Source organism: Fibrobacter sp. UWB13 (genome assembly GCF_900177805.1).
Taxonomy (GTDB): domain Bacteria; phylum Fibrobacterota; class Fibrobacteria; order Fibrobacterales; family Fibrobacteraceae; genus Fibrobacter.
In genome coordinates, this window is sequence record NZ_FXAX01000001.1 from 1,187,174 (window position 1) to 1,208,946 (window position 21,773).

Annotated in this window: 16 protein-coding genes; 2 read left to right on the forward strand and 14 right to left on the reverse strand. The window is 49.4% G+C overall.

The annotated features are described in order from the left end of the window. Positions 1–36: 36 nt before the first annotated feature. From B9Y77_RS05000 to B9Y77_RS05065, 14 genes are all read right to left on the reverse strand, one after another. Positions 37–1,032 carry a metallophosphoesterase gene (locus B9Y77_RS05000; RefSeq protein WP_085490704.1) on the reverse strand — a complete coding sequence of 332 codons (996 nt, stop codon included), beginning with the start codon at positions 1,030–1,032 and terminating at the stop codon, positions 37–39. Then, positions 1,032–1,844, reverse strand: a complete 813-nt coding sequence (locus tag B9Y77_RS05005) for a thymidylate synthase (protein WP_072827012.1) — start codon at positions 1,842–1,844, stop codon at positions 1,032–1,034. The genes B9Y77_RS05000 and B9Y77_RS05005 overlap by 1 nt, the downstream gene beginning before the upstream one ends. 22 nt (positions 1,845–1,866) lie before the next feature. Further along, positions 1,867–2,121 carry a hypothetical protein gene (locus tag B9Y77_RS05010; protein WP_085490705.1) on the reverse strand — a complete coding sequence of 85 codons (255 nt, stop codon included), beginning with the start codon at positions 2,119–2,121 and terminating at the stop codon, positions 1,867–1,869. A 62-nt stretch (positions 2,122–2,183) separates the two neighbouring features. Next, entirely contained in the window at positions 2,184–4,601 is a 2,418-nt protein-coding gene (locus B9Y77_RS05015; protein ID WP_085490706.1) for an OmpA family protein, read from the reverse strand. A 170-nt stretch (positions 4,602–4,771) separates the two neighbouring features. After that, positions 4,772–5,473 (reverse strand): RadC family protein, encoded by a 702-nt coding sequence (radC, locus tag B9Y77_RS05020; protein WP_073422998.1) that lies wholly within the window; start codon positions 5,471–5,473, stop codon positions 4,772–4,774. Between the two features lie 106 nt (positions 5,474–5,579). Further along, on the reverse strand, positions 5,580–6,479 hold the full coding sequence (locus B9Y77_RS05025) for a porin family protein (RefSeq protein ID WP_085490707.1): 900 nt from the start codon (positions 6,477–6,479) through the stop codon (positions 5,580–5,582). A 175-nt stretch (positions 6,480–6,654) separates the two neighbouring features. Next, a complete protein-coding gene (locus B9Y77_RS05030) occupies positions 6,655–7,476 on the reverse strand; it encodes an amino acid ABC transporter ATP-binding protein (RefSeq protein WP_085490708.1) in 822 nt (273 codons plus the stop codon). Positions 7,477–7,484: 8 nt separating this feature from the next. Next, positions 7,485–8,144: an amino acid ABC transporter permease gene (locus tag B9Y77_RS05035; protein ID WP_085490709.1), complete on the reverse strand. Its 660-nt coding sequence runs from the start codon at positions 8,142–8,144 to the stop codon at positions 7,485–7,487. Positions 8,145–8,215: 71 nt separating this feature from the next. Further along, entirely contained in the window at positions 8,216–9,007 is a 792-nt protein-coding gene (locus B9Y77_RS05040) for an amino acid ABC transporter substrate-binding protein (RefSeq protein ID WP_085490710.1), read from the reverse strand. Positions 9,008–9,283: 276 nt separating this feature from the next. Further along, positions 9,284–10,060: a succinate dehydrogenase/fumarate reductase iron-sulfur subunit gene (locus B9Y77_RS05045; RefSeq protein ID WP_014547104.1), complete on the reverse strand. Its 777-nt coding sequence runs from the start codon at positions 10,058–10,060 to the stop codon at positions 9,284–9,286. Then, positions 10,060–11,973: a fumarate reductase/succinate dehydrogenase flavoprotein subunit gene (locus B9Y77_RS05050; RefSeq protein WP_085490711.1), complete on the reverse strand. Its 1,914-nt coding sequence runs from the start codon at positions 11,971–11,973 to the stop codon at positions 10,060–10,062. Before B9Y77_RS05050 ends, B9Y77_RS05045 begins: the two co-directional genes overlap by 1 nt. An 11-nt stretch (positions 11,974–11,984) precedes the next feature. Then, a complete protein-coding gene (locus B9Y77_RS05055; RefSeq protein ID WP_073423018.1) occupies positions 11,985–12,830 on the reverse strand; it encodes a succinate dehydrogenase cytochrome b subunit in 846 nt (281 codons plus the stop codon). A 40-nt stretch (positions 12,831–12,870) separates the two neighbouring features. Then, a complete protein-coding gene (ndk, locus tag B9Y77_RS05060; protein ID WP_073423020.1) occupies positions 12,871–13,323 on the reverse strand; it encodes a nucleoside-diphosphate kinase in 453 nt (150 codons plus the stop codon). Between the two features lie 140 nt (positions 13,324–13,463). Further along, complete coding sequence (locus B9Y77_RS05065) at positions 13,464–15,545, reverse strand: peptidyl-prolyl cis-trans isomerase (protein WP_085490712.1); 2,082 nt, start codon at positions 15,543–15,545, stop codon at positions 13,464–13,466. Between the two features lie 309 nt (positions 15,546–15,854). Here B9Y77_RS05065 and B9Y77_RS05070 point away from each other — a divergent pair, with 309 nt between their 5' ends. Together B9Y77_RS05070 and B9Y77_RS05075 are read left to right on the forward strand one after the other, a co-directional pair. Next, a complete protein-coding gene (locus B9Y77_RS05070) occupies positions 15,855–19,829 on the forward strand; it encodes a hypothetical protein (protein WP_085490713.1) in 3,975 nt (1,324 codons plus the stop codon). After that, positions 19,826–21,763, forward strand: coding sequence for a BamA/TamA family outer membrane protein (locus tag B9Y77_RS05075; RefSeq protein WP_073423026.1), 1,938 nt, complete (start codon positions 19,826–19,828; stop codon positions 21,761–21,763). Before B9Y77_RS05070 ends, B9Y77_RS05075 begins: the two co-directional genes overlap by 4 nt. Positions 21,764–21,773: the final 10 nt, after the last annotated feature.

Genomic DNA, 21,773 nt, shown 5'->3' on the forward strand with positions numbered 1-21,773 from the left:
CGCAGTTGGCAGAACTTAGAACTTAGTAGGCAGAACTTAGGATGAGCCAGCGGCGACCGAGACGAACTTTCGGTTATCAAGTTTCTGTTCGCCATCAAAACGATAAGCAACCAGGCGCCCGTCACCGCGATAGCCAGCCACACTGTAATCCAGACAGCAAACGTTATCACGAATAAGTTCAGGCATCCCCGTCAACCAATAATGCCCAAAGAAAACAGGGCGTTCATTTTCGCCATAGAAATCGCGAGTCTGAATTTCGAGCGGAACTTCGCGCGGAGGCAATTCTACGCCCGGCTGGAAGCTGAGCTCCTGCAAAGTGACGTTCTTCGGATTGATCCACCAGCGGATTCGCGTACGCTTGCGATTGACACCTTCAGCATCGCGGAACGTCACACCTTCCGGCAAATCTAATTCCGGACCTTTCAAGAACAAACTTATCGGCCAATACAGCGAATCGTCGTATTCGTCATTTTTGTCGTTCGCACGTGCAATAAGCTCGTCGAAATCGCCATCCATAAAAGAACGGATACCTTCAGCTTTAAGCACTTCAGCGCATTTCAAGTCAAAGCAGGCATGTTGCGCACGGAACAAGTCTGTTTCCAAGTAAAACGGGAGCGTCTTGAGGAAATCAAGCATTTCCTGGAATTCCGCCTTGCGCCCGCGATAGCTTTCGACAGTCTTCACATGAATCGCTACTTTGTTAAAAGAATGCTCACGCAAATAACCGCCACGAATCGATTTTATGGGTCGCCCGCCGGCTCCATTCTCGTGCCAAAAGCTAAGCGCATTGAACTCGTGATTGCCCAACAACGCCACAGCAGAACCCGCATCGCGCATGGCGCGCACGAGATTCACCGTATCGCGCACTCGACTTCCGCGGTCGATGTAATCACCTAAAAATACGACCGTACGTTCATCGCCCGGATAGCGGAACGCGCCTCCACGTTCTTCGTAACCCAGCTTTTTAAGGAGCACAACGAGTTCATCGTAATGCCCATGAATATCGCCAATGAAGTCAATCGATGCGTTCATTAAACCGCAATCGGAGCCTTGATGGTCGGCCACGGATCGTAATTCACAAGTTCAAAATCTTCGAACTTGAAATCGAACAAATCCTTGACATCAGGATTCATCTTCATCGTCGGGAGCGCACGCGGCGTGCGCGAAAGCTGTTCACGAGCCTGGTCAAAGTGATTGCTGTACAAATGCAGGTCGCCAAAAGTATGGACAAACTCGCCCGCTTCGTAACCGCAGACCTGGGCAAGCATCATCGTCAAGAGCGAGTACGATGCAATGTTGAACGGCACGCCGAGGAACATGTCGGCACTGCGCTGGTAAAGCTGGCAGCTGAGCTTGCGCTTACCGCTAGCGCCTACACCGCCCACGTAGAACTGGAACAGACAATGGCACGGAGGCAAAGCCATCTTGTCGACTTCGGCAACGTTCCAAGCGCAAACCAAGTGACGGCGAGAATCTGGATTGTTCTTGAGGCTATTGATCAAATTCGCAATCTGGTCAATATGTCCGCCATCGGGTGTCGGCCAGGAGCGCCACTGGTGACCGTAAACCGGACCCAAGTCGCCATTTTCATCAGCCCATTCGTCCCAAATCGTAACCTTGTTATCGTGCAAGTACTTGATATTCGTATCGCCCTTCAAGAACCACAGCAGTTCGTGAATGATACTGCGCAAGTGGAGTTTCTTAGTCGTGAGGCACGGGAAGCCCTTGGAAAGGTCAAAGCGGGTCTGGCGGCCAAACACAGAACGAGTGCCGGTGCCAGTGCGGTCAGAACGATCTACACCGTTATCGATAATATCTTTGAGAAGATCTAAGTATTGCTGCATATTGTTAATGTAATAAAAGTTGCTAAGCGACTTCGTCGTTTCCGAACACGTCCACGCGTTTGTACTGCTTAGCGACCTTACCTTCCACTTCAGCAGCGGTTTGCTGCAAGAGTTTGTTCAAAGCCTGCAAAATTAGGTCTTGCGTGTGCTTGGGCACAGGCTTCTTGCCGAGGCGCGCCTTCTGCACCATCTTATGGTTCAAGTTTACGGGGAGCATTTCAACGAGATCGTGATTGCTAAAGTTATTTGCGGTCAGAATTTCATCAAGTTTTGTCATGCCGTAAATGTAGAAAAGCCCCGGGCTAATGCCCGGGGCTTTGGTTGAGACTCTAAAAGTTATTAGTCACCAACGTAGTTGCTTTCGCACTTCATACCGTCATTTTCCGGTGTGACGAAGTGCATTTCAATACGACGGTTCATTTCGCGACCATCTGCCGTGGAGTTGTCGTCAACCGGGCAGGTAGAACCGAGACCAACAGCCTTGATACGGTTCTTGGCAACGCCGAACTTCGTGAGCTGCTTCATAACAGCCTTAGCGCGGCGGTCAGAGAGCTTGAGGTTCTTCTTAGCCTTACCGCGGTTGTCGGTATGACCCTGGATCACAATCTTGAGATCCTTGTATGCTTCGTCTTCCTTAAGCTTCTGAGCGATACCCTTAAGGATTCTCTTAGCGTTAGCGTTGACAGTTGCAGAACCGCTCTTGAAGGAGATACCTTCGAGCTTTTCTACCTTCTTCTTCGGGCAGCCGAAGCCATCATCGCCAGCTTCATTCGGGCAGCGATCAAGACCAGCGCAGACACCTTCGAAGAGGTTGAACATGTTCCTTTCGGTGACCCAAGCATCGCAGACGCCATCCTTGTCAAGGTCCGGATCCGGGAGCGGGCAGCCATCGTTGGCAGCAGCACCGTGTTCGAGCGGGCACTTGTCGAGACCCTTGCAGGACTTGGAGATGAACCATTCCTTAGCGAGAGCTTCGTCTTCAGCAGCCTTTTCGAAGTAGTAGCCAAGCTTCTTCTGTACAACCCATTCATCGCAGATACCGTCGCCGTCGCTGTCCGGATCATCCCACGGGCAGCCCTTATTGCCGGCAGCACCAGCTTCACCCGGACACATGTCGTAGCCCTTGCAGACGCCAGCATACTGGTCAAGCTTGTTCTTGTCGGTAACCCACGGAGAGCAGAGACCGTCGCCATCCGGGTCCGGATTGTCTTCCGGGCAGCCGTTGTTGACGAGCGTACCAGCTTCAGCCGGGCACTGGTCGATACCTTCGCAAATATCCTTGAACTGATCGAGCTGACCCTTCTGGCTTACCCAAGAATCGCAGACGCCGTCCTTATCCGGGTCCGGATCATCGCTCGGGCAACCGTTAGAGTTGTTACCCTTTTCGGTCGGGCACTGGTCGATACCTTCGCAAACATTACGGAATTCGTCAAGCATACCCTTTTCAGAAACCCAAGCGTCGCAGACACCGTCTTCGTCGCTATCCGGGTTACCCATCGGGCAGCCGCCGTTCAAACGGTGACCATAGTCATCCGGGCAGCGGTCATCAGAGTCAGCCACGCCGTCACCGTCGCGGTCCTGCGGAGCAAGGAAGCCCGACCAGGTAAGACCACCGAACAAAGCGATCTGCGGGTTCACGCGGGTTTTCATCACTTCGATACCAGACTTGAGCTGACCATCAGCGGTAACAGCACTTTGGTCACCAGCAGAAGCTCTTTCAGCAGCCTTGTTCAAATTTTCTTCATTGTGCATCACGCGAGCATAATGAACAAAGTTGTCGTTGCCCACATAGAAAGAAGCACCGAGCTGGATGTCAAGGCCCACCGGCAGGTGGAACACGGCACCAGCAGTCACCTGCTTCATGTCGAGCTTTTCAGGAGCGTTGTACTTGCCTTCATTGCCAACATTCCATGTAAATTCATCAGTCTGAATATCCATGTAGAGTTCGCCGAAGAAGGAGAGGAAGTCAAGCACATAGAATTCAAGAGCTGCGCTTGCGAACGGGAAGGACAAGTAAGCCTTGTCCATGGACATACGGTAACCACCGTTGAAATGGACGAGGAGAGGCATGATGTCGGCCTTGGTAAGGTCGAACGTCAAAGCAGCACCGACGGTGAATACAGACTTAGCAGAGCCGTACGGATAAGCAATACCGGTTTCCTTCTGGAAGTATTCCGGTTCACGAACCCAAAGACCTTGCTTGGTATTCTTAGAAGTCTTGAAAGAATATCTGAAGAAAGCAGCGAAGTCGACAGGCACATCAGCCGGGATCGGAGCACGAGCCTTCAAGCTAGCCGTCACGTTACCGACGTATGCGTTGCTCGTACCAGCAAGCGGATTGCCATCGCACTTACCACCATCAATTTCAGACGGTTCGCAAGCGGTATTGCCGTTAAACTTGTCATAATAGACCGGCAACGTCACACCGATGTCGAAGTAGTCCAAAAGACCAATAGCGAGGCCAACATAAGCGCTGATACCGTTATACTGGGCAACATTTGCTCTCTGCTGCAGCCCAGGAGCATTATCATTAAGCAACACATGGCTGTAACCGGCTTCCGGTTCATTCTTGAACATGCTATTGCCAAAAGCATAGTCGCCCAAAGCTGTAAACACAAGCTTTGAATGACCGAGAGACTGAGCTGACTGTGTCTTATTGACACCGACGAAGCCCGTCTTGTTAATCGTATTGGCGTGACCAGCAAAGGCGGATGATGCCGCCAAAGCCAGGGCCAATCCCATTGCTACTCGTTTCATAGAGTCTCCTTGTTTTAACCAACCCTTAAATAGAGTGGTCCTTTATAGTAATGTTTAACGAAAATATAACTCTTTAAAAAAAAGTCCGCACTTTTTGTCGTTCGATTTAATTGATAAATAATACATACTTTTTGTATTTTGACTATTTATGTCTTTTTTTTTACACATTTTCACTTAAAAAATGTACTTTCGAACATTTCTGGGTAAAGACGGCATAGACTTGTAAACCCAGTTTTACCAATGATAATATGGTCCAAAACCGGTATTTGCAAAATTTTACCTGATGCACAAAGGACTCGCGTAATTGAAATGTCTTCTGGGCTCGGTTCTAGCGATCCTGAGGGGTGATTGTGGACAAAAATGACCGATACAGCGCGGTCCTCGATAGCTAAGGCAAACGCTTCTCGCGGGTGGACCGGAGTCTGGTTGACAAGTCCGGTTGTGAGTTCATGCACGCGAATAACGTAATTGGCGGAATTTAGCGAGACAACGACGAGATGCTCCTGCGATTCATACTTCAAGTACGCCACACGAGAGAGCACATCTTCGGGAGTCGAAACAGGAACAGCCTTGTCACTCAAAATAAAGCGCCCCGAAAGTTCCAAACAGGCAAGAATCTGTGCCGCCTTGACTTTTCCAAGTCCACGAATTTCTTTGAGACGAGCCAATGTCGGGATCGAGGTTTCGGTCGACAAAAAATCCGAGAGCCTTCTCGACAGTTCGAACACACTACATTCGTGACTGCCGCTCCCCAAAATAATGGCTAACAATTCTTCATTGCTCAATGCGCTTACACCTATATTTTCCATTTTTTCACGAGGCAACAAATGAAATTCGGGTTTGGCATATAACGCAAGTTGGTTATGGTTCATTTTTTCTCCTGCTAAAAGTGTCTACTATATAACACGCTTTTTTCAGGAAAAAATTTCACTTTTTTTTGAAAAAAATTTGGCGGGTCAAAGCCCGCCTTTTTAAACATTAGAAGAAGTAGTTAAGAACAAACTGAATTGAGAAGATTTTCGAACCGACATCGACCGCCTTGAGATAACGGGAATCATCAGTTTCATAGAAAAGCTTGTCGTGTTCTTCGATTGCAGTCAAGTCCCAGAAAGCACGGATGCCCAAGTCAACTTCATGACCATTGATGAGGAATGTCGTGCCTAAACCTGCCATGAGGGACGGAACAAAAGTTTTGACTTCCCATTCATCATCGGCTTTACGCGTCACGTTCTTGTACTCACCTTCTTCTCTATCATAGTACTGAAGAGCGTTGCCGTTTTCATCGGTGTATTCATAGTCATGAGATGTTACGAAATTCAAGTTAAGGCGAGCACCAGCTTCCAGATAAACAAACGGGACATTCAAGCGGAGAGCGAGCGGAATATTAAAATTGACAAGGGTACGCGTGTCATTGACCTTGTACCATTTCCAATAACTGTCATAACCTTCGGAGCCTTTAATTTCTTCCGAGAAGTAGCTCACGCCAAAGTTGATTTCAGGAACAAAAGAAATCAGCGGGTTCAGGCGGTATTTGAGCACAATACCGAGATCAAAGGATAAGCCACCCCATTCATTCTTACCGAACTCATCAACAAAATCTTCATCAGTCGGATAATCATAAAAACCGGCATAGCCAATGCCCATGTGGACACCGACCTGCAACTTCGGACGCTGACCGTTATTTGAAGAAGAGCGGGCTTCTTCGAAGCTCTTGTATTCAGGTTCGTTTGACGACGGGAGCTTGTTGCCATAGCCGTCATCGACAGTTCCTTCGGACCTTGCCGCCGGGATATCGTTACCGTAGCCATCATCTTCGGCAAAGGCGTTTGCGCTAAGACACATCATGGCGATAGCGGATGCAATAAAGAGCTTTTTCATTTAATCTCCTTCAAATAACACAAATGTTATTTAAAAATTCAAAATTTGTTAGATGAAGGATAAAATACAAAAATGGTAGACAACATTTCTAGAACTTTTTACAAAAAAATCCCAAAAATGTTTTAAAAGTCTACAACACGTCAAAATTTGAAGATAAACAGCAAATTTGGATGTATTATGTTCTTGAAAATCTTTCCAGGAACGAACTCAAGCGTTTGTTCTGAGACTGGTTGAACACAAAATCCGGTGTTCCCTGTTCCACGACAACGCCCTGGTCCATGAACATAACCTTGTTCGCCACATCTCGGGCAAAAGCCATTTCGTGAGTCACGATGACCATTGTCATGCGGTCTTCGGCAAGTTTCTTAATGATTTTGAGGACTTCGCCCGTGAGTTCCGGGTCCAAAGCGCTCGTCGGTTCATCAAAAAAGAGAATCTTAGGCTTTAACGCAAGCGCACGCGCAATGGACACGCGCTGTTGCTGACCGCCCGAGAGTTCACATGGGTAAGACTTTTCCTTTCCTTCGAGCCCCATCTGCTTGAGCAAGAATCGAGCCAGCGCACGGGCATCTTCACGGGAATCGCCGAGCACGCGGATCGGCGCAAGCGTCAAGTTCTGGAGTACGGTCAAGTGCGGGAACAAGTTAAAGTTCTGAAACACAAGCCCCGTAGAAAGGCGAATGTCACGAAGCGTCTTTGCAGGAGCGTACTTGATTTTACCGCCAATGCAAGAACCGGGAATGACCATGTCCTTGCCATCGACACACACCTCGCCCGCTTCAAAGGTTTCGAGCTGCGTGAGGCAACGGAGGAGTGTGCTCTTGCCTGAACCGGAAGGCCCGATAATCGAAAGTACCTCGCCCGCATTGAGGTCAAACGAAATATCCTTGAGCACATGCAAATCGCCAAAGGACTTCTTTAAATGCTTGACTTCGAGAATCGGAGTGGAATCCAGAGACGCGTCATTAATGATAACAGACTGAACTTGAGAATCCATGACACGCCTCACTTGTAGTAATTCAACTTACGTTCAACGTAAGCAAAGACCATGCTCAAAAGCAAATTGGCGATGTAGTAGAACACGCCCGCGACAAACAACGGATAAATGCTTGCGTAAGCAGCCTGCTGCTTTTTCGCGAGTGCAAAAAGTTCCGTCACAGCAATGACCTGCGCCAAGGAAGTATCCTTCACAAGCGTGATGACTTCGTTTGCACTAGCAGGCACAACACGCTTGACCACCTGCGGGAGAATGATGCGATAGAATGTCTGACCGCGCGTAAGGCCGAGCATTGCTGCAGCCTCGTACTGGCCCTTCGGAATGGACTGGATGCCACCGCGGAAGATTTCGGCAAAGTAAGCGGCATAGTTTATCGAGAAGGCGACAATCACTGCCGGAAAACGGTCAAACGAGAATTCCACTCCCGTGTATTCGCTCAAGTAGTACGAGCCAAAGTAAATCGCCACAATCTGGAGCAAAAGCGGAGTGCCGCGCATCACCGAGATGTAGAACGATACCGGGTAACGCACAATGCGGTAGCGGCTCATCTTGAGAACCGCTACAAGCAAGCCGAGCGGAATCGAGAACAACAACGTGAGCGCGAAAATCGCGAGCGTCGTGCAGAAGCCGCCCCAGAGAATAGGCAAAAGCGTTGATAGTTCCGACATAAAAGAAAAACCTCAGCGGCGCACAGCGCCGACCTCATACATCAAAGCTCCCGTAGGGAGCGAGCCCACACCTATTTGCCGAACCACTTGGAGGAGATTGCGGCGAACTTGCCGTCAGCCTTCATCGCAGCAAGGACGTTGTTCACAGAGTCACGGAGAGCCTGGTCCTTTTTGCGGAAGCCCACAGCGTAGACTTCGTCGGAGAGACCTTCTTCGAGCACCGTGTAGTCTTTGGCGTTCGTGACAATCCAGTACTTGGCAACGATTTCATCGAGGAACACGGCATCGACACCGCCCTTGTCCAAATCCATGAGAGCTGTCTGGTTGTCGTCAAACGGAACGATTTCCTTGGCAGCCTTGCCTGCTTCGGAAGCATCGAGCAACTTCTGTGCGGTAGAACCGTTCTGCACGGCAATCTTCTTGCCAGCGAGAGCAGCGAGGTTCGTGATAGCCTTGTCCTTCACCGTGAAAATCATGCGGTTCCTGAGGTAAGCATCGCTCAAGTTCATTGCCTTGGCACGTGCAGAGTCAACACTCATGCCGTTCCAGATGCAGTCAATCTTGCCGGTATTCAGTTCCTGTTCCTTAGCGTCCCAGGAAATCGGTTGCGTCTTAAGCTTGATGCCCAAGCGAGCGCAAACTTCAGTGGCGAGGTCAATGTCAAAGCCCACGATGTTATTGTCCTTGTCGCGGAAACCCATCGGCGGGAAAGAATCGTCGAGGCCGAGCACAAACACGCCCGCGGCCTTGACCTTGTTGAAGGAGTCATCTGCAGCAGTCTTCGTTTCAGACTTCTGGTCGTTACAGGCAGAAAGAACCGCGGCACAAGCAACAGCCGCAAGCATCGCAAAAATCTTTTTCATCTTAGATTCCTTTTTTAATTTCTAATGGAAATATAGGAAAGCGAGTGGCTATAAGGCGCCGCAAATGCCATCAAGCTACAATTTCTTTCAGAGATACCTCGAAAAAATGACCGATTCCCGAGAGATTTGGACGATTGCCGTTTTCATACAAAAAAGGGCCGCATCGCTGCGGTCCTTTTTAAATGGCGATCCCGTCCCCATTCGCGGATCATGACTACTAAGCAGCAAAGCTGCAAGTAGTCAAAGAGAACGGAGTCCGGGATGACATGTCAGGGATTAATCCTTTCCGTACACCTTTTCGGCGTAGGTGACTGTTGCGCCGAGGTATTCGCGGTTCATCTTGGCGATGTAATCGACGGTGATACCCTTCGGGCAGGCAGCCTGGCATTCGTAAAGGTTCGTGCAGTTGCCGAAGCCTTCCTTGTCCATCTGAGCGACCATGGCCAAAACGCGCTTCTTGGCTTCGACCTTGCCCTGCGGCAAGAAGCTGAGGTGAGAAACCTTAGCAGAGACGAAGAGCATAGCAGATGCGTTCTTACAAGCAGCGACGCAAGCACCGCAACCAATGCAAGCGGCAGCGTCGAATGCGCGGTCGGCATCAGCCTTGGGAACCGGAATCGTGGAAGCTTCAGGAGCAGCACCGGTGTTGACGGAAACAAAGCCGCCAGCCTGGATGATGCGGTCGAAAGCGGTACGGTCGACAGCGCAGTCACGGATAACCGGGAATGCAGCAGCGCGCCACGGTTCGATCACGATGGTGTCGCCATCCTTGAACTTGCGCATGTGAAGCTGGCAGGTAGTCGTTGCATGGTCAGGACCGTGCGGCATACCGTTGATGACGAGAGAGCACATACCACAGATACCTTCGCGGCAGTCGTGGTCGAAAGCGAAGCCTTCCTTGCCCTGCTTCATCTGTTCTTCGTTCACAATGTCGAGCATTTCCAAGAAGGACATGTCCGGAGAAACATCGTTGATCTTGACAGTTTCGAACTGTCCCTTGGTCTTGGCATCCTTCTGACGCCAAATCTTCAAAGTCAAATTCAGTCCGCTCATTATTTGTAGCTCCTAGTAGCAAGGTGGACGTTATCAAAGGTAAGAGGTTCCTTGGAGAGTTCCGGTGCGATACCGTCGCCCTTGTATTCCCAAGCACCGACGTAGCAGAAGTTTTCATCATCGCGCTTTGCTTCGCCTTCCGGAGTCTGGCTTTCTTCACGGAAGTGGCCACCGCAAGATTCCTTACGATGGAGAGCGTCGAGAGTGAGGACTTCGGCGAATTCGAGGAAGTCAGCAACGCGGCCAGCACGTTCGAGGTTCTGGTTGAAGGAACCTTCGGAGCCGAGCACGTTGACGTTTTCCCAGAATTCCTGACGGAGTGCCGGAATCTTTTCGAGAGCCGTCTTGAGGCCGGCTTCGTTACGAGCCATGCCAACGTATTCCCACATGATGTTACCGAGTTCACGATGGATATCGTTAACAGTGCGGTGACCCTTGATGGAGAGGAGCTTGTGGATGCGTTCTTCGGTCTGCTTCTTGCAGTCAGTGAAAGCAGGATCAGATTCGGAAACCTTTTCGAGCTTGGTGCCTGCGAAGTAACCACCGATGGTGAACGGAATCACGAAGTAACCGTCGGAGAGGCCCTGCATAAGAGCAGATGCACCGAGGCGGTTTGCACCGTGGTCGGAGAAGTTTGCTTCACCGAGAACGAAGCAGCCCGGGATAGTGGACATCAAATCATAGTCGACCCAGAGACCACCCATGGTGTAGTGGATAGCCGGGAAGATGCGCATCGGGACCTTGTACGGGTCTTCGTCTGTGATCTTTTCGTACATCTGGAAGAGGTTGCCGTACTTGGCAGAGACGCCTGCAACGCCCATACGCTGGATAGCGTCGGCGAAGTCGAGGTACACAGCCTGCTTGGTGTTCCCCACGCCGAGGCCTGCGTCGCAAACCTGCTTGGCGTTACGGGATGCCACGTCACGCGGGACGAGGTTACCGAAGCTCGGGTACTTTTCTTCGAGGTAGTAGTAACGTTCTTCTTCCGGGATCTGGTCCGGAGAACGGGTGTCGCCAGCCTTGCGCGGAACCCAAATACGACCGTCGTTACGGAGGGATTCACTCATCAAGGTGAGCTTGGACTGAAGGTCGCCATGGCGCGGAATGCAGGTCGGGTGGATCTGCGTGTAGCACGGGTTTGCAAAGAGAGCGCCGCGCTTGTAAGCACGGAATGCAGCCGTGACGTTGGAACCCTGGGCGTTGGTAGAAAGGTAGTAGACGTTACCATAACCACCAGTGCAAAGGCAGACAGCGTCTGCAACGTGGCTTTCGAGTTCGCCAGTGATGAGGTTACGGACGATGATACCGCGAGCCTTGCCGTCGATCACGACGAGGTCCATCATTTCGCGACGCGGGAACATCTTGACCTTACCGGCAGCAACCTGGCGCATGAGAGCCTGGTAAGCACCGAGGAGGAGCTGCTGACCCGTCTGGCCACGAGCGTAGAACGTACGGGAAACCTGCGTACCACCGAAAGAGCGGTTGTCCAAAAGGCCACCGTATTCACGACCGAACGGAACGCCCTGAGCGACGCACTGGTCGATAATCAAGTTGGAGTTTTCTGCCAAGCGGTGCACGTTAGCTTCGCGAGCACGGAAGTCACCACCCTTAACGGTATCGTAGAACAAACGATAAACGGAGTCGCCATCGTTTTTGTAGTTCTTTGCTGCGTTGATACCGCCCTGGGCTGCAATGGAGTGTGCACGGCGCGGGCTATCCTGAATGCAGAAAGACTTTACGTTGTAACCAAGTTCACCGAGGGATGCGGCAGCAGAAGCACCTGCAAGGCCAGTACCCACGACGATCACTGTGAACTTACGCTTGTTAGCCGGGTTCACGAGCTTGAGTTCGAACTTGTGCTTGGTCCACTTTTCTTCGATGGAACCACCGGGGATTTTAGAATCAAGAATCATTAGTGGGCTCCTTACTTTTCAATATTGAAAGAAACTTGTACTTCGCCAACAGACGGGATGACGAAAGCAGCCTTGTCGGCCTTGGCCTTCTGCTGTTCGTACTGCTGCTGGAGGCTACGGGACTTTTCGATAAGAGCCTGGGTTTCAGGCTGGTTAGCGAGGTAGTAAGAGGCAACAGCGGTGATGCCGAAGCCAAGAGCAACGACGACGCTATAAACGATACCGGCGATGTCGATAATCGGGGTCCACTTCTGGTGAGCGATACCCATCGTCTGGAACGCAGACGAAATAGCGTGGAAGAGGTGCATACCGATCACGAACATGCTAACAACATAGAAAGCAGCCCAGCCCGGATTTGCAAACATCTGGATCGTGGTGAGCCACATGTCGCGGATGATTTCGCCCTTGTCGTTCACATAGAGATAGTGCTCACCGAACTTGAGCATCATGAGGTGCTGGATGAGGAAGCCGAGAATGAAGAGACCAGACCAGATCATGGTGAAAGTTGCGAAAGTCTTCTTGCCCTTGCGTGCATTGACTTCGTATTCAATTCCGCCACGAGCCTTCTTGTTCTCAATCTTCAACTTGATAGCAAGGAAGATGTGAATGGCAAAAGCAGCCACGAGTACCAGTTCGACGAGGTAAATCATCTTCACCGGGAAGTGGAGCGGGTTGAATCCGGTCAGGAATTCGGTATAAGCGTTGTAGGACGCCTGTGCCGCAGCCTGGTCGAAGTTCAAGAGCTGGAAGTTACCACACATGTGGCCAAAGATGAACAGAGCCAAGAAGGCGCCAGTGCATCCCATGATCTGCTTCTTACCAATGGACGAGGTAAGATACTTGATGATCCATTGCATTTGAGTCTACTCCTTAGAAGGATTGTTTTATTGTTAAAAATTAGAGGACGCAGCAGGCCTTGAGAGAAGGCATTTCGTAAGCGTAGCGTTCTTCCTTCTTGAACCAGAAGTCGAGTTCGCGTTCTGCAGAAGCCGGACTATCGGAGCTGTGAACGACGTTTTCGGTCATGGAAGGAGCAAAATCGTAGCGGAGGGTACCCGGTTCCGCCTTAGCCGGATTGGTAGCACCGTTAATGGCGCGGACCTTTGCAATTGCGTTTTCGCCACCGAGAGCAAGCATCACGGACGGCCCCTTGGTCATGTAGGCTTCGAGTTCCGGGAAGAACGGCTTTTCGACGTGTTCAGCGTAGAAACCGCGAGCATCTTCGGAGGTCATCTGGTGCATCTTGACGGCGCAGACAGAGAGACCGGCAGCGATGTAACGATCGATAATACGACCAACCAAGCCAGACTTGACTGCGTTCGGCTTGATCATTGCAAATGTCATTTCCATAGTAGTACCTTTTAGTTAAAGATGTGAGAAATATAGGTTTTTTGATGGTCTTTGGTCATTAGTTATTAGTCGTAAGACTTAAGAATCGCGGCTACGCCGCCAAACTAGAAACTAACGACCATTGACTATAAAACTAGAGACTATTCCTCGGCTTCGATTTTTTTCATCAAATCATCGGCAAGTTTGCCGTTGCTCTTGATGTTCTGGACAAGCCAATCGACAGATTCATTGAGTTCGCTCTTCGGGTAGAGCTTCTTGAATTCGTCAAAGACCTTAAGGGCTTCGTCGTTCAAGTGCAGATTTTCCGTCAGGATGAAGCCGCGGCTGAACATCGCCTTTTCAGCATCCGGAGAGTCCGGCCATGTACGGTAGAAAGCCTTGTATTCTCTCTGGGCTTCATTGAAATTTTCCCTATCGCTAAAGATATGAGCCAGTTCAAACGTAGCCTTCTTGGCCACAGAATCAATGTCCACATAGCGGTCACGGATTCCATCCCAGGCGAGGTAAGCCTTTTCAACATTCTTTGCCTGCGTGTAAAGGGAATCGGCAGCTCTCATGGCCTGTTCTGGAGAAGCTTCCTGCGGCATGAGTGTAATGTTGTCTGCAAAAAGATCCACCTTTGCAGTACCCCAGGAAGACACGACTTCCCTGTCCCAACGACCAGAACGGAGCTTCAGGAAAGCAGATTCAAACACGTTCTGTTTAGCCTGTTCGTACGTTTTCGGCAAGTAGTCTTCTTCGGCGTAGTAGTACGTCCTCTTCATGAGGTTTTCGGGGATAGTAAACCAGTCGCTCAGTTCCGCACGGGACTGTTCATAAGAAAGGGTCGGCTGTGCAGGGTTGCCCATGCGGTCATACAAAGCCTTGAGGGAATCTTCGGGAACCGAGACCTGGCTCAACACTTTGTTTCTATAAAGCTTGATAACGTAATCCACATCGCTCTGGCGCTGCAAGGCTCTATATTCCCAGGAGTGGTCCAAGCCGATTTCGCGAGCTTCTGTAGCAAAGGCAAGCTGGAGAGCAAGAGAACTTACCACCTGGTCGTGCGATCTGCGGGAACGGATCATCATCGGATTGTCTTCGTATGCCGCAAGAACGTCCTTTTCGCGGATAACCGGTTCACCGTTTTTCGTCACGAGAACGTATGAGGAATCCAGTTCATAATTAGCAGACGTTGCCAGCTCGCGTTCAACAGTCTTGCGGACTCGGTCAAACGGTTTCTGTTCCGAAGCAACAGCCGAAACACGATAGAATACATGGAAGCGCCCTGTCGATTCAGACTTGAGAATCGAAGAAACGGCTCCATCAGCCAATGTATCGAGTTCAATAAACATATTCGAGACAAAACCGATGCCGTACGGAAGCGGATGTCCCAGAATAACCTTGCCGACATAGCCCTTGGCTTTCTTGGTTTCCTTGTTCTCACTGAACTTGGAAGCAATCTTCATGAAGCCCTTAAGATCCACCTTCTTGCCCTTGAAACGCTTGGCAAGAGCTGAAGAATCGGCGGCTTCCACATGATAGACGACAAAGCCGTTCGGGGTCGTGTACTTATTCTTGTGTTTTTCATAATAAACTTCGGCCGAAGGCAGCTGGATTTCGGTTTCCTGGATGTTGTACTTTTTCAGGAGTGCAGGACCCGTTTCACGAACAATCCTTTGGCGATGGTCCGAGACGAAACTTTCCTTGATATCGTCCGTAATCTTGACTTCGGCTGTAGAATCAGCCAAGTTCCTATGCTGGTACGCATAAGCCCTTAAAGAATCCTGGTTCGCCTCGATATACTTGGCATCGGCAACCTTGTCGCGGAGATTCATGTAAGCCAGGGAATCCGGGAACTGGTCGCGGTGCTTGTCGTAGTAGAAAGCGAGTTCATCGTCGCTGTACATCAGGCGGTCCATCGAATAGAGGCGCTGATAGATAAACGTGAGGAGGTAATTTTCCAAGGAAACATTGTGAGCTGCAAGCTGATCCTTGAATTCAGGATACTTCTGGAGAGCAACCGTATAAAGGGCCTTGCGGCTAAACAACGAGCCCGACGCTTTTCTCATCTGTTCCGTATTGGGGACAATATTGCCTACGCGCATCATGAAGGCGTAGTCTTCCTTGTATATGGGTTCACCATTCACCCTAGCTACGAGAGTATCCTTTTCTCCGATGGAATTGCACCCTGTAAAAACAAGAGTACAGAAAGACAAAAACGCAAGCAAACCCTTTTTCATAAAGTCCTCATGAATATGTACGCGTGAATATAACAATTTTTATAGTTAATAGTTACTGGTTATTGGTCATTAGTTATTAGAATTTAGTCAATAGTCATTAGTCAATAGTTAATAGTTTTTTATGGCAAGAATTCCTAACTCATGATTTAGAAATTCATGAACCAACATCTAATGAACATAGACTAACGACTAGCAATAAATTACTTTATTCTAAATAAATAATAATTTACACATCCTATATACTTTCAAGCGTAAGTTCCACGTAAGCATTCATTTTACAAATACCAACATTATCTATATTAGGGGCACTTGAAGAGTATTCTATCAATATTCCTTATAAAAGCCGCAATTACGACGGCTATTGTGGGCGCCATCGCCGTAGGCGTCTGGTATGTCCATTTTGCCATTGAAGAGCTCCTCTCGACCCCGCACACGTTTGGTGACGTAACAATAACCCCTTACGGGCACCATCAAAACAACCTCCTCGACCACTATTACGATTCTATCCTCGTTGAAAAGGGAGCTTCGACCTACATGGTCCGTGGTCCCCACCTGGACATCACAATTCTAGGAGAGGATAAAGGGGTTGCCCTGGATGTTAAAGAGGTTTCCATAAACCAGGTCCCGGACACAACCAAAAGCCAACCGACGGCAAAAGACACGACAAAGCTTGAAGCATTTGCGATTCCCGACAACTGGCGTACGCCGCTCCCTGTAAAAATCAGTGTCGGAAAGCTAGACTTTGCCATGGGTGACATGGGCTGGAAGGCGCAGAATATCCTCGCCAAGAGTAAAGGTCAAAGAAGTTTACTGCTGAACGCAGACAGCATCCAAGGCAGCTACATCGCTGAGCCCGCCAACGTGCGGCTCGACTTGGACTTCGAACAGAAAAACGTCATCGCAAACGTCAATGTTTCGACACCGAACAACAGCGTGACGATAAACGCGACAGCCCCCAAAAGCGACGTGACCCAGTTGAAAGTCGCCACAAACGTGAACGTCAAAGATCCTCTTAGCTGGGTCCCGATGAAACTTCCGAAGGCGGTTCCAGGAATAAGCAACCTGAGTCTAAGCGGAAATGTTTCGACATCGCTTACCAAAAAAACGTTCCAGTACAATTTTACGCTCAAGACGCACATCGGAGAAGTTTGGCCGTTCTTGCCGCTTGATGCCACCATTAAGGTCAACGGAAGCCCGAAACACACCAACATCGAGTCCGTATTCCGCAATAACGAAGGCGGACACATCAATCTCGACGGTGTGATCAACGACAAGCTGGACTTTGACTTTTCCGGTGAAATTGCATACATGAGCGCCATGTACGGGCCGCAGATGATGCCGATGGACATGGACATCCAGTCGATTACAAAAACAGGTGACGACATCGAAGCCTCCATTGAAACCCGCGAAGGCTCCGTCATCAGAACGCGAATCAAGACCAAGGACAGTCTCAAGGTATTCTTCGCTGCTAACCTCGCCGCAACAGAACCTTGGGCGCTGGACTGGGTTAAGGGGAATGTCGAACTCGGACGTAATCCCAAGCTCATCGGGTCGTTCCAGAACAACAAATTGCGCGCTTACCTGAAGGCAGACTCCATCGTCAACGCTTACCACCTGAAGGCAGACTCCCTCCGCCTGCACTTGGTCCTCGACCTCAACCGCAATTACATCGAGTTCCCGAAAGTGACCGTATTCACGCCAAACGAGGAATTTGCCATTACAGGCGATGTCGATTTCCACGAGCCGACGCTCCACACTTCTTGGAAACTCACGCAAAAGAACGGAGGTACAGCCGAAACGGTTGTCCACCTTGGCGATTCACTCCTCGTCTGGGCTCGGGTAGACCATGCAGAAATATCGACACTCCCCCTCTCGGACATTGAACTGAACGACAAGCTCAAGGGCACAGTCACTGGCACCATTGACTACAATCTCGATTCCCGTGTCGGCGAAGCTGAGCTCGATATAGACGGCAATGTGGAACCGTTTATCGTGCACGGACACACTAAGATTAGAGAAATTGGCGATACCGTAATTGTCGATACAGCGGTTTTCACGCACAACAGCAACAAGGTTGCCATGAAGGCTTCGTTCGTATTGCCTAACGATTCGAACCCGGACTTCAAGCCTACCGCTGTGCTCCCCATCCAAGTTTTGCATTCCTGGGCTTCAGCAGAAGACTTCAACTTGCCGATTCTTTTGGAACCGCTTGGCGACACGACGCTTTCTTCCGGTAGCTTCAACGGTGAGATTTCGTTTAATGAAGAATCAGGCATGCTCGGCAATATCGAATTCAAGGACTTGAAGTTTACCAACATTCCTCCAGAACTCTTGAACCTCAAGCAACTGAACGTTTCGGCAAAGAAAAACAAGATTGAATTGCTTACCAACTTCGACATCATGAATGGCGTCTGGACAGGTGTTACAAATATTGTTGTAGACAACATTTTCGATGACAATAGGCTTGTCAGCCTGACCTACACAAGCCCGAACGGAGGCTTCATTAATGGTAAAGGCTCCATCAATAACGACCTCGACTTCTTAGGTGTAATCAATCTCGGTGGCATATGGCTTATCCCAGAAACCCGTGCCGAAATTGACAAGACCGATATGAGAATCAACATTCAGGCGAAACTCCGTGAAGGCTTACCGGGAATCGCAGCAACGCTCTGGTCAGATTCTACCATTGTCCGTTACGGGACACTCCCGATGGACTTCCCGCTCCGCGTGAGAGGCGACCTCAAAGACGGCGTGCTCGCCATCAACGAAATTTCGACGCAGAACGATCGCGGCGACTTGATTCTCGCTACCTTGCTTTACGATTTGAGAACCATGAGGCTCGAAGCGCTTGATATCAGCACCGACAGTTACACGCTCGAAACGGACAACCACACAGTCATCTTGAAAAATGTCACTAGCCACTTGGAAGATTCCGAAGAACAGATGTCCCTCGTCGCGAACTTCCCTCTGATTCTATACAAATTTAATGATGAAACATTCGGTACAGCAAACCTGAAAGGCAAAAGCGATCTTACGCTCAACATTCCGCATACGCAAGACAGACAGATTAAGAACAAGAGCATCAACGGCAACTTCATTATCGATAAGCTCGTCTATAGAAAGGATTTGGATATCGAGATTACGCCAAGTTCTCTCGACAAGGTGCTAACGCTCTTCAATAACGCTATTGCCAACCTCCGCAATAAAGAAAAGACCGAAGCCAAGATTTCTGTATCGAGCCCCATCGACTTGTCGTTCCACATCAGCGATTCCCAGAGCGACTCCGTCGAAATCATCTCGCCGTTTGCCTCTTTCCCGCTCACGCTTGATATTTGGGTGCTCGGCACGACGACAAGACCTCTCTTACGCGGCGACGTGACCAACGCGGATAACGGTTTCATCGGCGTTAAGGACATTTACGAATTCGAACTCAGCAGCTTCAATCTCTCGTGGAACGATGTTCCTTGGCAGCAAGGCATTATCGACGTTTCTAGTTCGCAGGAACTCCCCTACTGCACTGAACAAGAGGACAAGGACAAAGAAACCTGCCCGATTAACTTTGATATTCAAGGAACCATTACCAACCCGCAACCGATGCCGAGTTCCAACTGCGGAACAGAATCGACCGCTGCAGATACGTACCGCAACATATTCCTTGGATGCGTCGCTACAGAGGATGGCGTTTCTGCAGACTGGAACAAGCTTGCCGGCAAGGCAATCGGTAAAGTCATTTCTTCTACAGCAAACAAGACCTTGGGCGGTGACTACATTGGCGATATCGACATGAAGGTGATGCTCTTCGACAACTCTGCCAACGACAAGGACTCTTCGTACGTCAAGGTTCCGATTTCTTTGGATCGCTGGGTCAAGAACTTGAGCCTCATTTTCGGTTACACGCAAGACCAGAGTATAGACCCGGTTTACGAACAGGCATTGCAATTTGGCGCTACCTACACGCTCCCAGTATTCCAGGACAAGGAATACTCGCACAAGAACCATTTCTCGCCAACGTTATCCTTGAACGGTCTTTTGATTTCGAAGCAATACACATCGAACTCTGGTACAGAAAGTAACAACGAAAGTCGTGTCGAAAAGAACATCGGCATCAACTACACATACAAGTTCTGGAACCCCTGTATTTTAGGTATCGGGCACTGCGAAACGGTCCGCCCGCCAAGAGCGATGCGCCAGCCGAACGATACGGACGTTTTCGATTCCACTACTTTTAAAAAGTTTGGTAACAAAAAGCCTAGCGATACGAAGTCCACGGAGAAAGCAAAATGATTTTATTGATTTGTGCATTATTGTTTTTTTCGTCGATTGCATTTGCGGATAACGATGACAAAAGTCCTTGGTCTGTTTCCATCGAAGGCAATAAGATTTTCTCGAAGTTCCAGTTAAACGAACAGCTTGACATTCCCGATGAATTTGGACAGCTCGACACCATCAAGCAAGACTTTTTGATGCGCCTTTCTTCGGAAAACATAAAAGCCCTTTATTATTCCCGTGGATACTTCAGTCTCGACTTGAAATTGGAAATCAATCGTGAACCGCTTTCGAACGGAAACATCCAGCGCAACTACGATATTACTGTAAGCGAAGGCGAATGCTATAAATTCAACGATGCCAAAATCATTTCTGCCGGCGATGAACCCATCCCTATAGATTTAGCATCTCTGAAGATTACAAAGCACAGATATTACAACCAGGACGACATTTCCGAAGACTTGCAAGAAGTCCAGAAAGCATATCGCAAACAAGGTAACTTGCACGTTTATATTTCGTCCGAAGAACATGTCGATACAACGGCAAAACAGATCAACGTCATCATCAATGTGAACCCCGGCCCTAAAGTCTTGATGGGTAACGTCATCACCACCACGCAACGCGTCATCAACAAGAACGAAAAGAACCAGACACCCGAGCAAGGGCTGACAGACACATCCTGGCTTTCTTCACTTTGGCGAATCCCTAAAGGTGAAATCATCGACGGTAACCAGTATTTCAACTTCAAGAGCAAGCTCTATTCAACGCAGTTGTTTACGCAAGTCAAGCTGAACGATTCACTTCGTGAAGACGGGCTTTCGGACGTTCACCTCGATGTGATCGAACGTGTGCCGGGCGAAGCGCGCTACGGATTTTTCTTTGAAGAAATCTACGGTTTCGGCGCCATGGCTTATGCCGACCACAAGAACTTCTTTGGAAAGTTCAATGAATTTTCGACAAGCGTTCAGATTGCACAGCACAAGCAAGAAATCACGCTCGGATACGCAAACCCGCTCTTGTTCGGAACAGCATTCACGTTCATCCCGACGGCTATCCGTTTTGTAGACCGACTTTCTTTCAACCACGAAAAGATTAACCCGCCCGCTTACCCAGACAGTATTGAAGAGCGTTACGAAATCATCAACCGCGGTGACCTGACATTCGGCATCACGAACAACATCAGATTCCGCGGTACTATTGATACTCGATACGTGAATAAAAACGAAGACAAGCTTTTCAAGCTCAAAGGCGAAATCGGTTTGACGTTCGACTACACCAACGACTACTTCAATCCGACAAAAGGTATTCGTGTGTTCCCCACGGCGGGTTTTGGCACGAACTTTAGCGGAAAGAACGACTACGAAGACGGACACATTTACACTTATGGCGAAGCGACAGTCAACCTGTACATGCCGCTGTTTTGGACGCTATACGGAGCATTAAGTGGCAGTGTCGGCAGATTTTTCAACACAGCCATCGAAGATGACGCCCGCGTGTTCTATCAAGGTGGTTCCCGTTCTGTACGCGGTTACCGTTTCCGCAGCATTTACGCGAGCTACACTTCAGAAGTTCCGACTACAATCACGACAAAAGATGAAGATGGTTCTGTAGTTACAAAGGATACGACTAAAGAAGTCACCAACACTGCACTCACGCCAATGTATTTCCGCATCAACGAGGAATTGCGCTGGACGTTGCCATGGAAATCTTTGAGAGCTTGGCAAATCGTGCAATTCTTTGACTGGGCGAAAGTCATGGACATGAAAGATGACCAATTCAATTCATCGCAAGAGGGAAGCCTTGGTCTTGGCATCCGCTATCATTGGCAATTCCTGACATTCCGCCTGGACTATGCAATTATCACAGGGCTTACAAGCGTAGACGAAAGCAAGAAGAACTCCACCAGATTTAAATGGGGACGTTTCGCCTTCGACTTGTCGCAGGCATTCTAAAATGGCTGCG

Bases quoted from the DNA above. Each gene is read 5' to 3' on its own strand.
- B9Y77_RS05000 (WP_085490704.1), bottom strand. From the start codon at position 1,032: ATGAACGCATCGATTGACTTCATTGGCGATATTCATGGGCATTACGAT.
- B9Y77_RS05005 (WP_072827012.1), bottom strand. From the start codon at position 1,844: ATGCAGCAATACTTAGATCTTCTCAAAGATATTATCGATAACGGTGTA.
- B9Y77_RS05010 (WP_085490705.1), bottom strand. From the start codon at position 2,121: ATGACAAAACTTGATGAAATTCTGACCGCAAATAACTTTAGCAATCAC.
- B9Y77_RS05015 (WP_085490706.1), bottom strand. From the start codon at position 4,601: ATGAAACGAGTAGCAATGGGATTGGCCCTGGCTTTGGCGGCATCATCC.
- radC (WP_073422998.1), bottom strand. From the start codon at position 5,473: ATGAACCATAACCAACTTGCGTTATATGCCAAACCCGAATTTCATTTG.
- B9Y77_RS05025 (WP_085490707.1), bottom strand. From the start codon at position 6,479: ATGAAAAAGCTCTTTATTGCATCCGCTATCGCCATGATGTGTCTTAGC.
- B9Y77_RS05030 (WP_085490708.1), bottom strand. From the start codon at position 7,476: ATGGATTCTCAAGTTCAGTCTGTTATCATTAATGACGCGTCTCTGGAT.
- B9Y77_RS05035 (WP_085490709.1), bottom strand. From the start codon at position 8,144: ATGTCGGAACTATCAACGCTTTTGCCTATTCTCTGGGGCGGCTTCTGC.
- B9Y77_RS05040 (WP_085490710.1), bottom strand. From the start codon at position 9,007: ATGAAAAAGATTTTTGCGATGCTTGCGGCTGTTGCTTGTGCCGCGGTT.
- B9Y77_RS05045 (WP_014547104.1), bottom strand. From the start codon at position 10,060: ATGAGCGGACTGAATTTGACTTTGAAGATTTGGCGTCAGAAGGATGCC.
- B9Y77_RS05050 (WP_085490711.1), bottom strand. From the start codon at position 11,973: ATGATTCTTGATTCTAAAATCCCCGGTGGTTCCATCGAAGAAAAGTGG.
- B9Y77_RS05055 (WP_073423018.1), bottom strand. From the start codon at position 12,830: ATGCAATGGATCATCAAGTATCTTACCTCGTCCATTGGTAAGAAGCAG.
- ndk (WP_073423020.1), bottom strand. From the start codon at position 13,323: ATGGAAATGACATTTGCAATGATCAAGCCGAACGCAGTCAAGTCTGGC.
- B9Y77_RS05065 (WP_085490712.1), bottom strand. From the start codon at position 15,545: ATGAAAAAGGGTTTGCTTGCGTTTTTGTCTTTCTGTACTCTTGTTTTT.
- B9Y77_RS05075 (WP_073423026.1), top strand. From the start codon at position 19,826: ATGATTTTATTGATTTGTGCATTATTGTTTTTTTCGTCGATTGCATTT.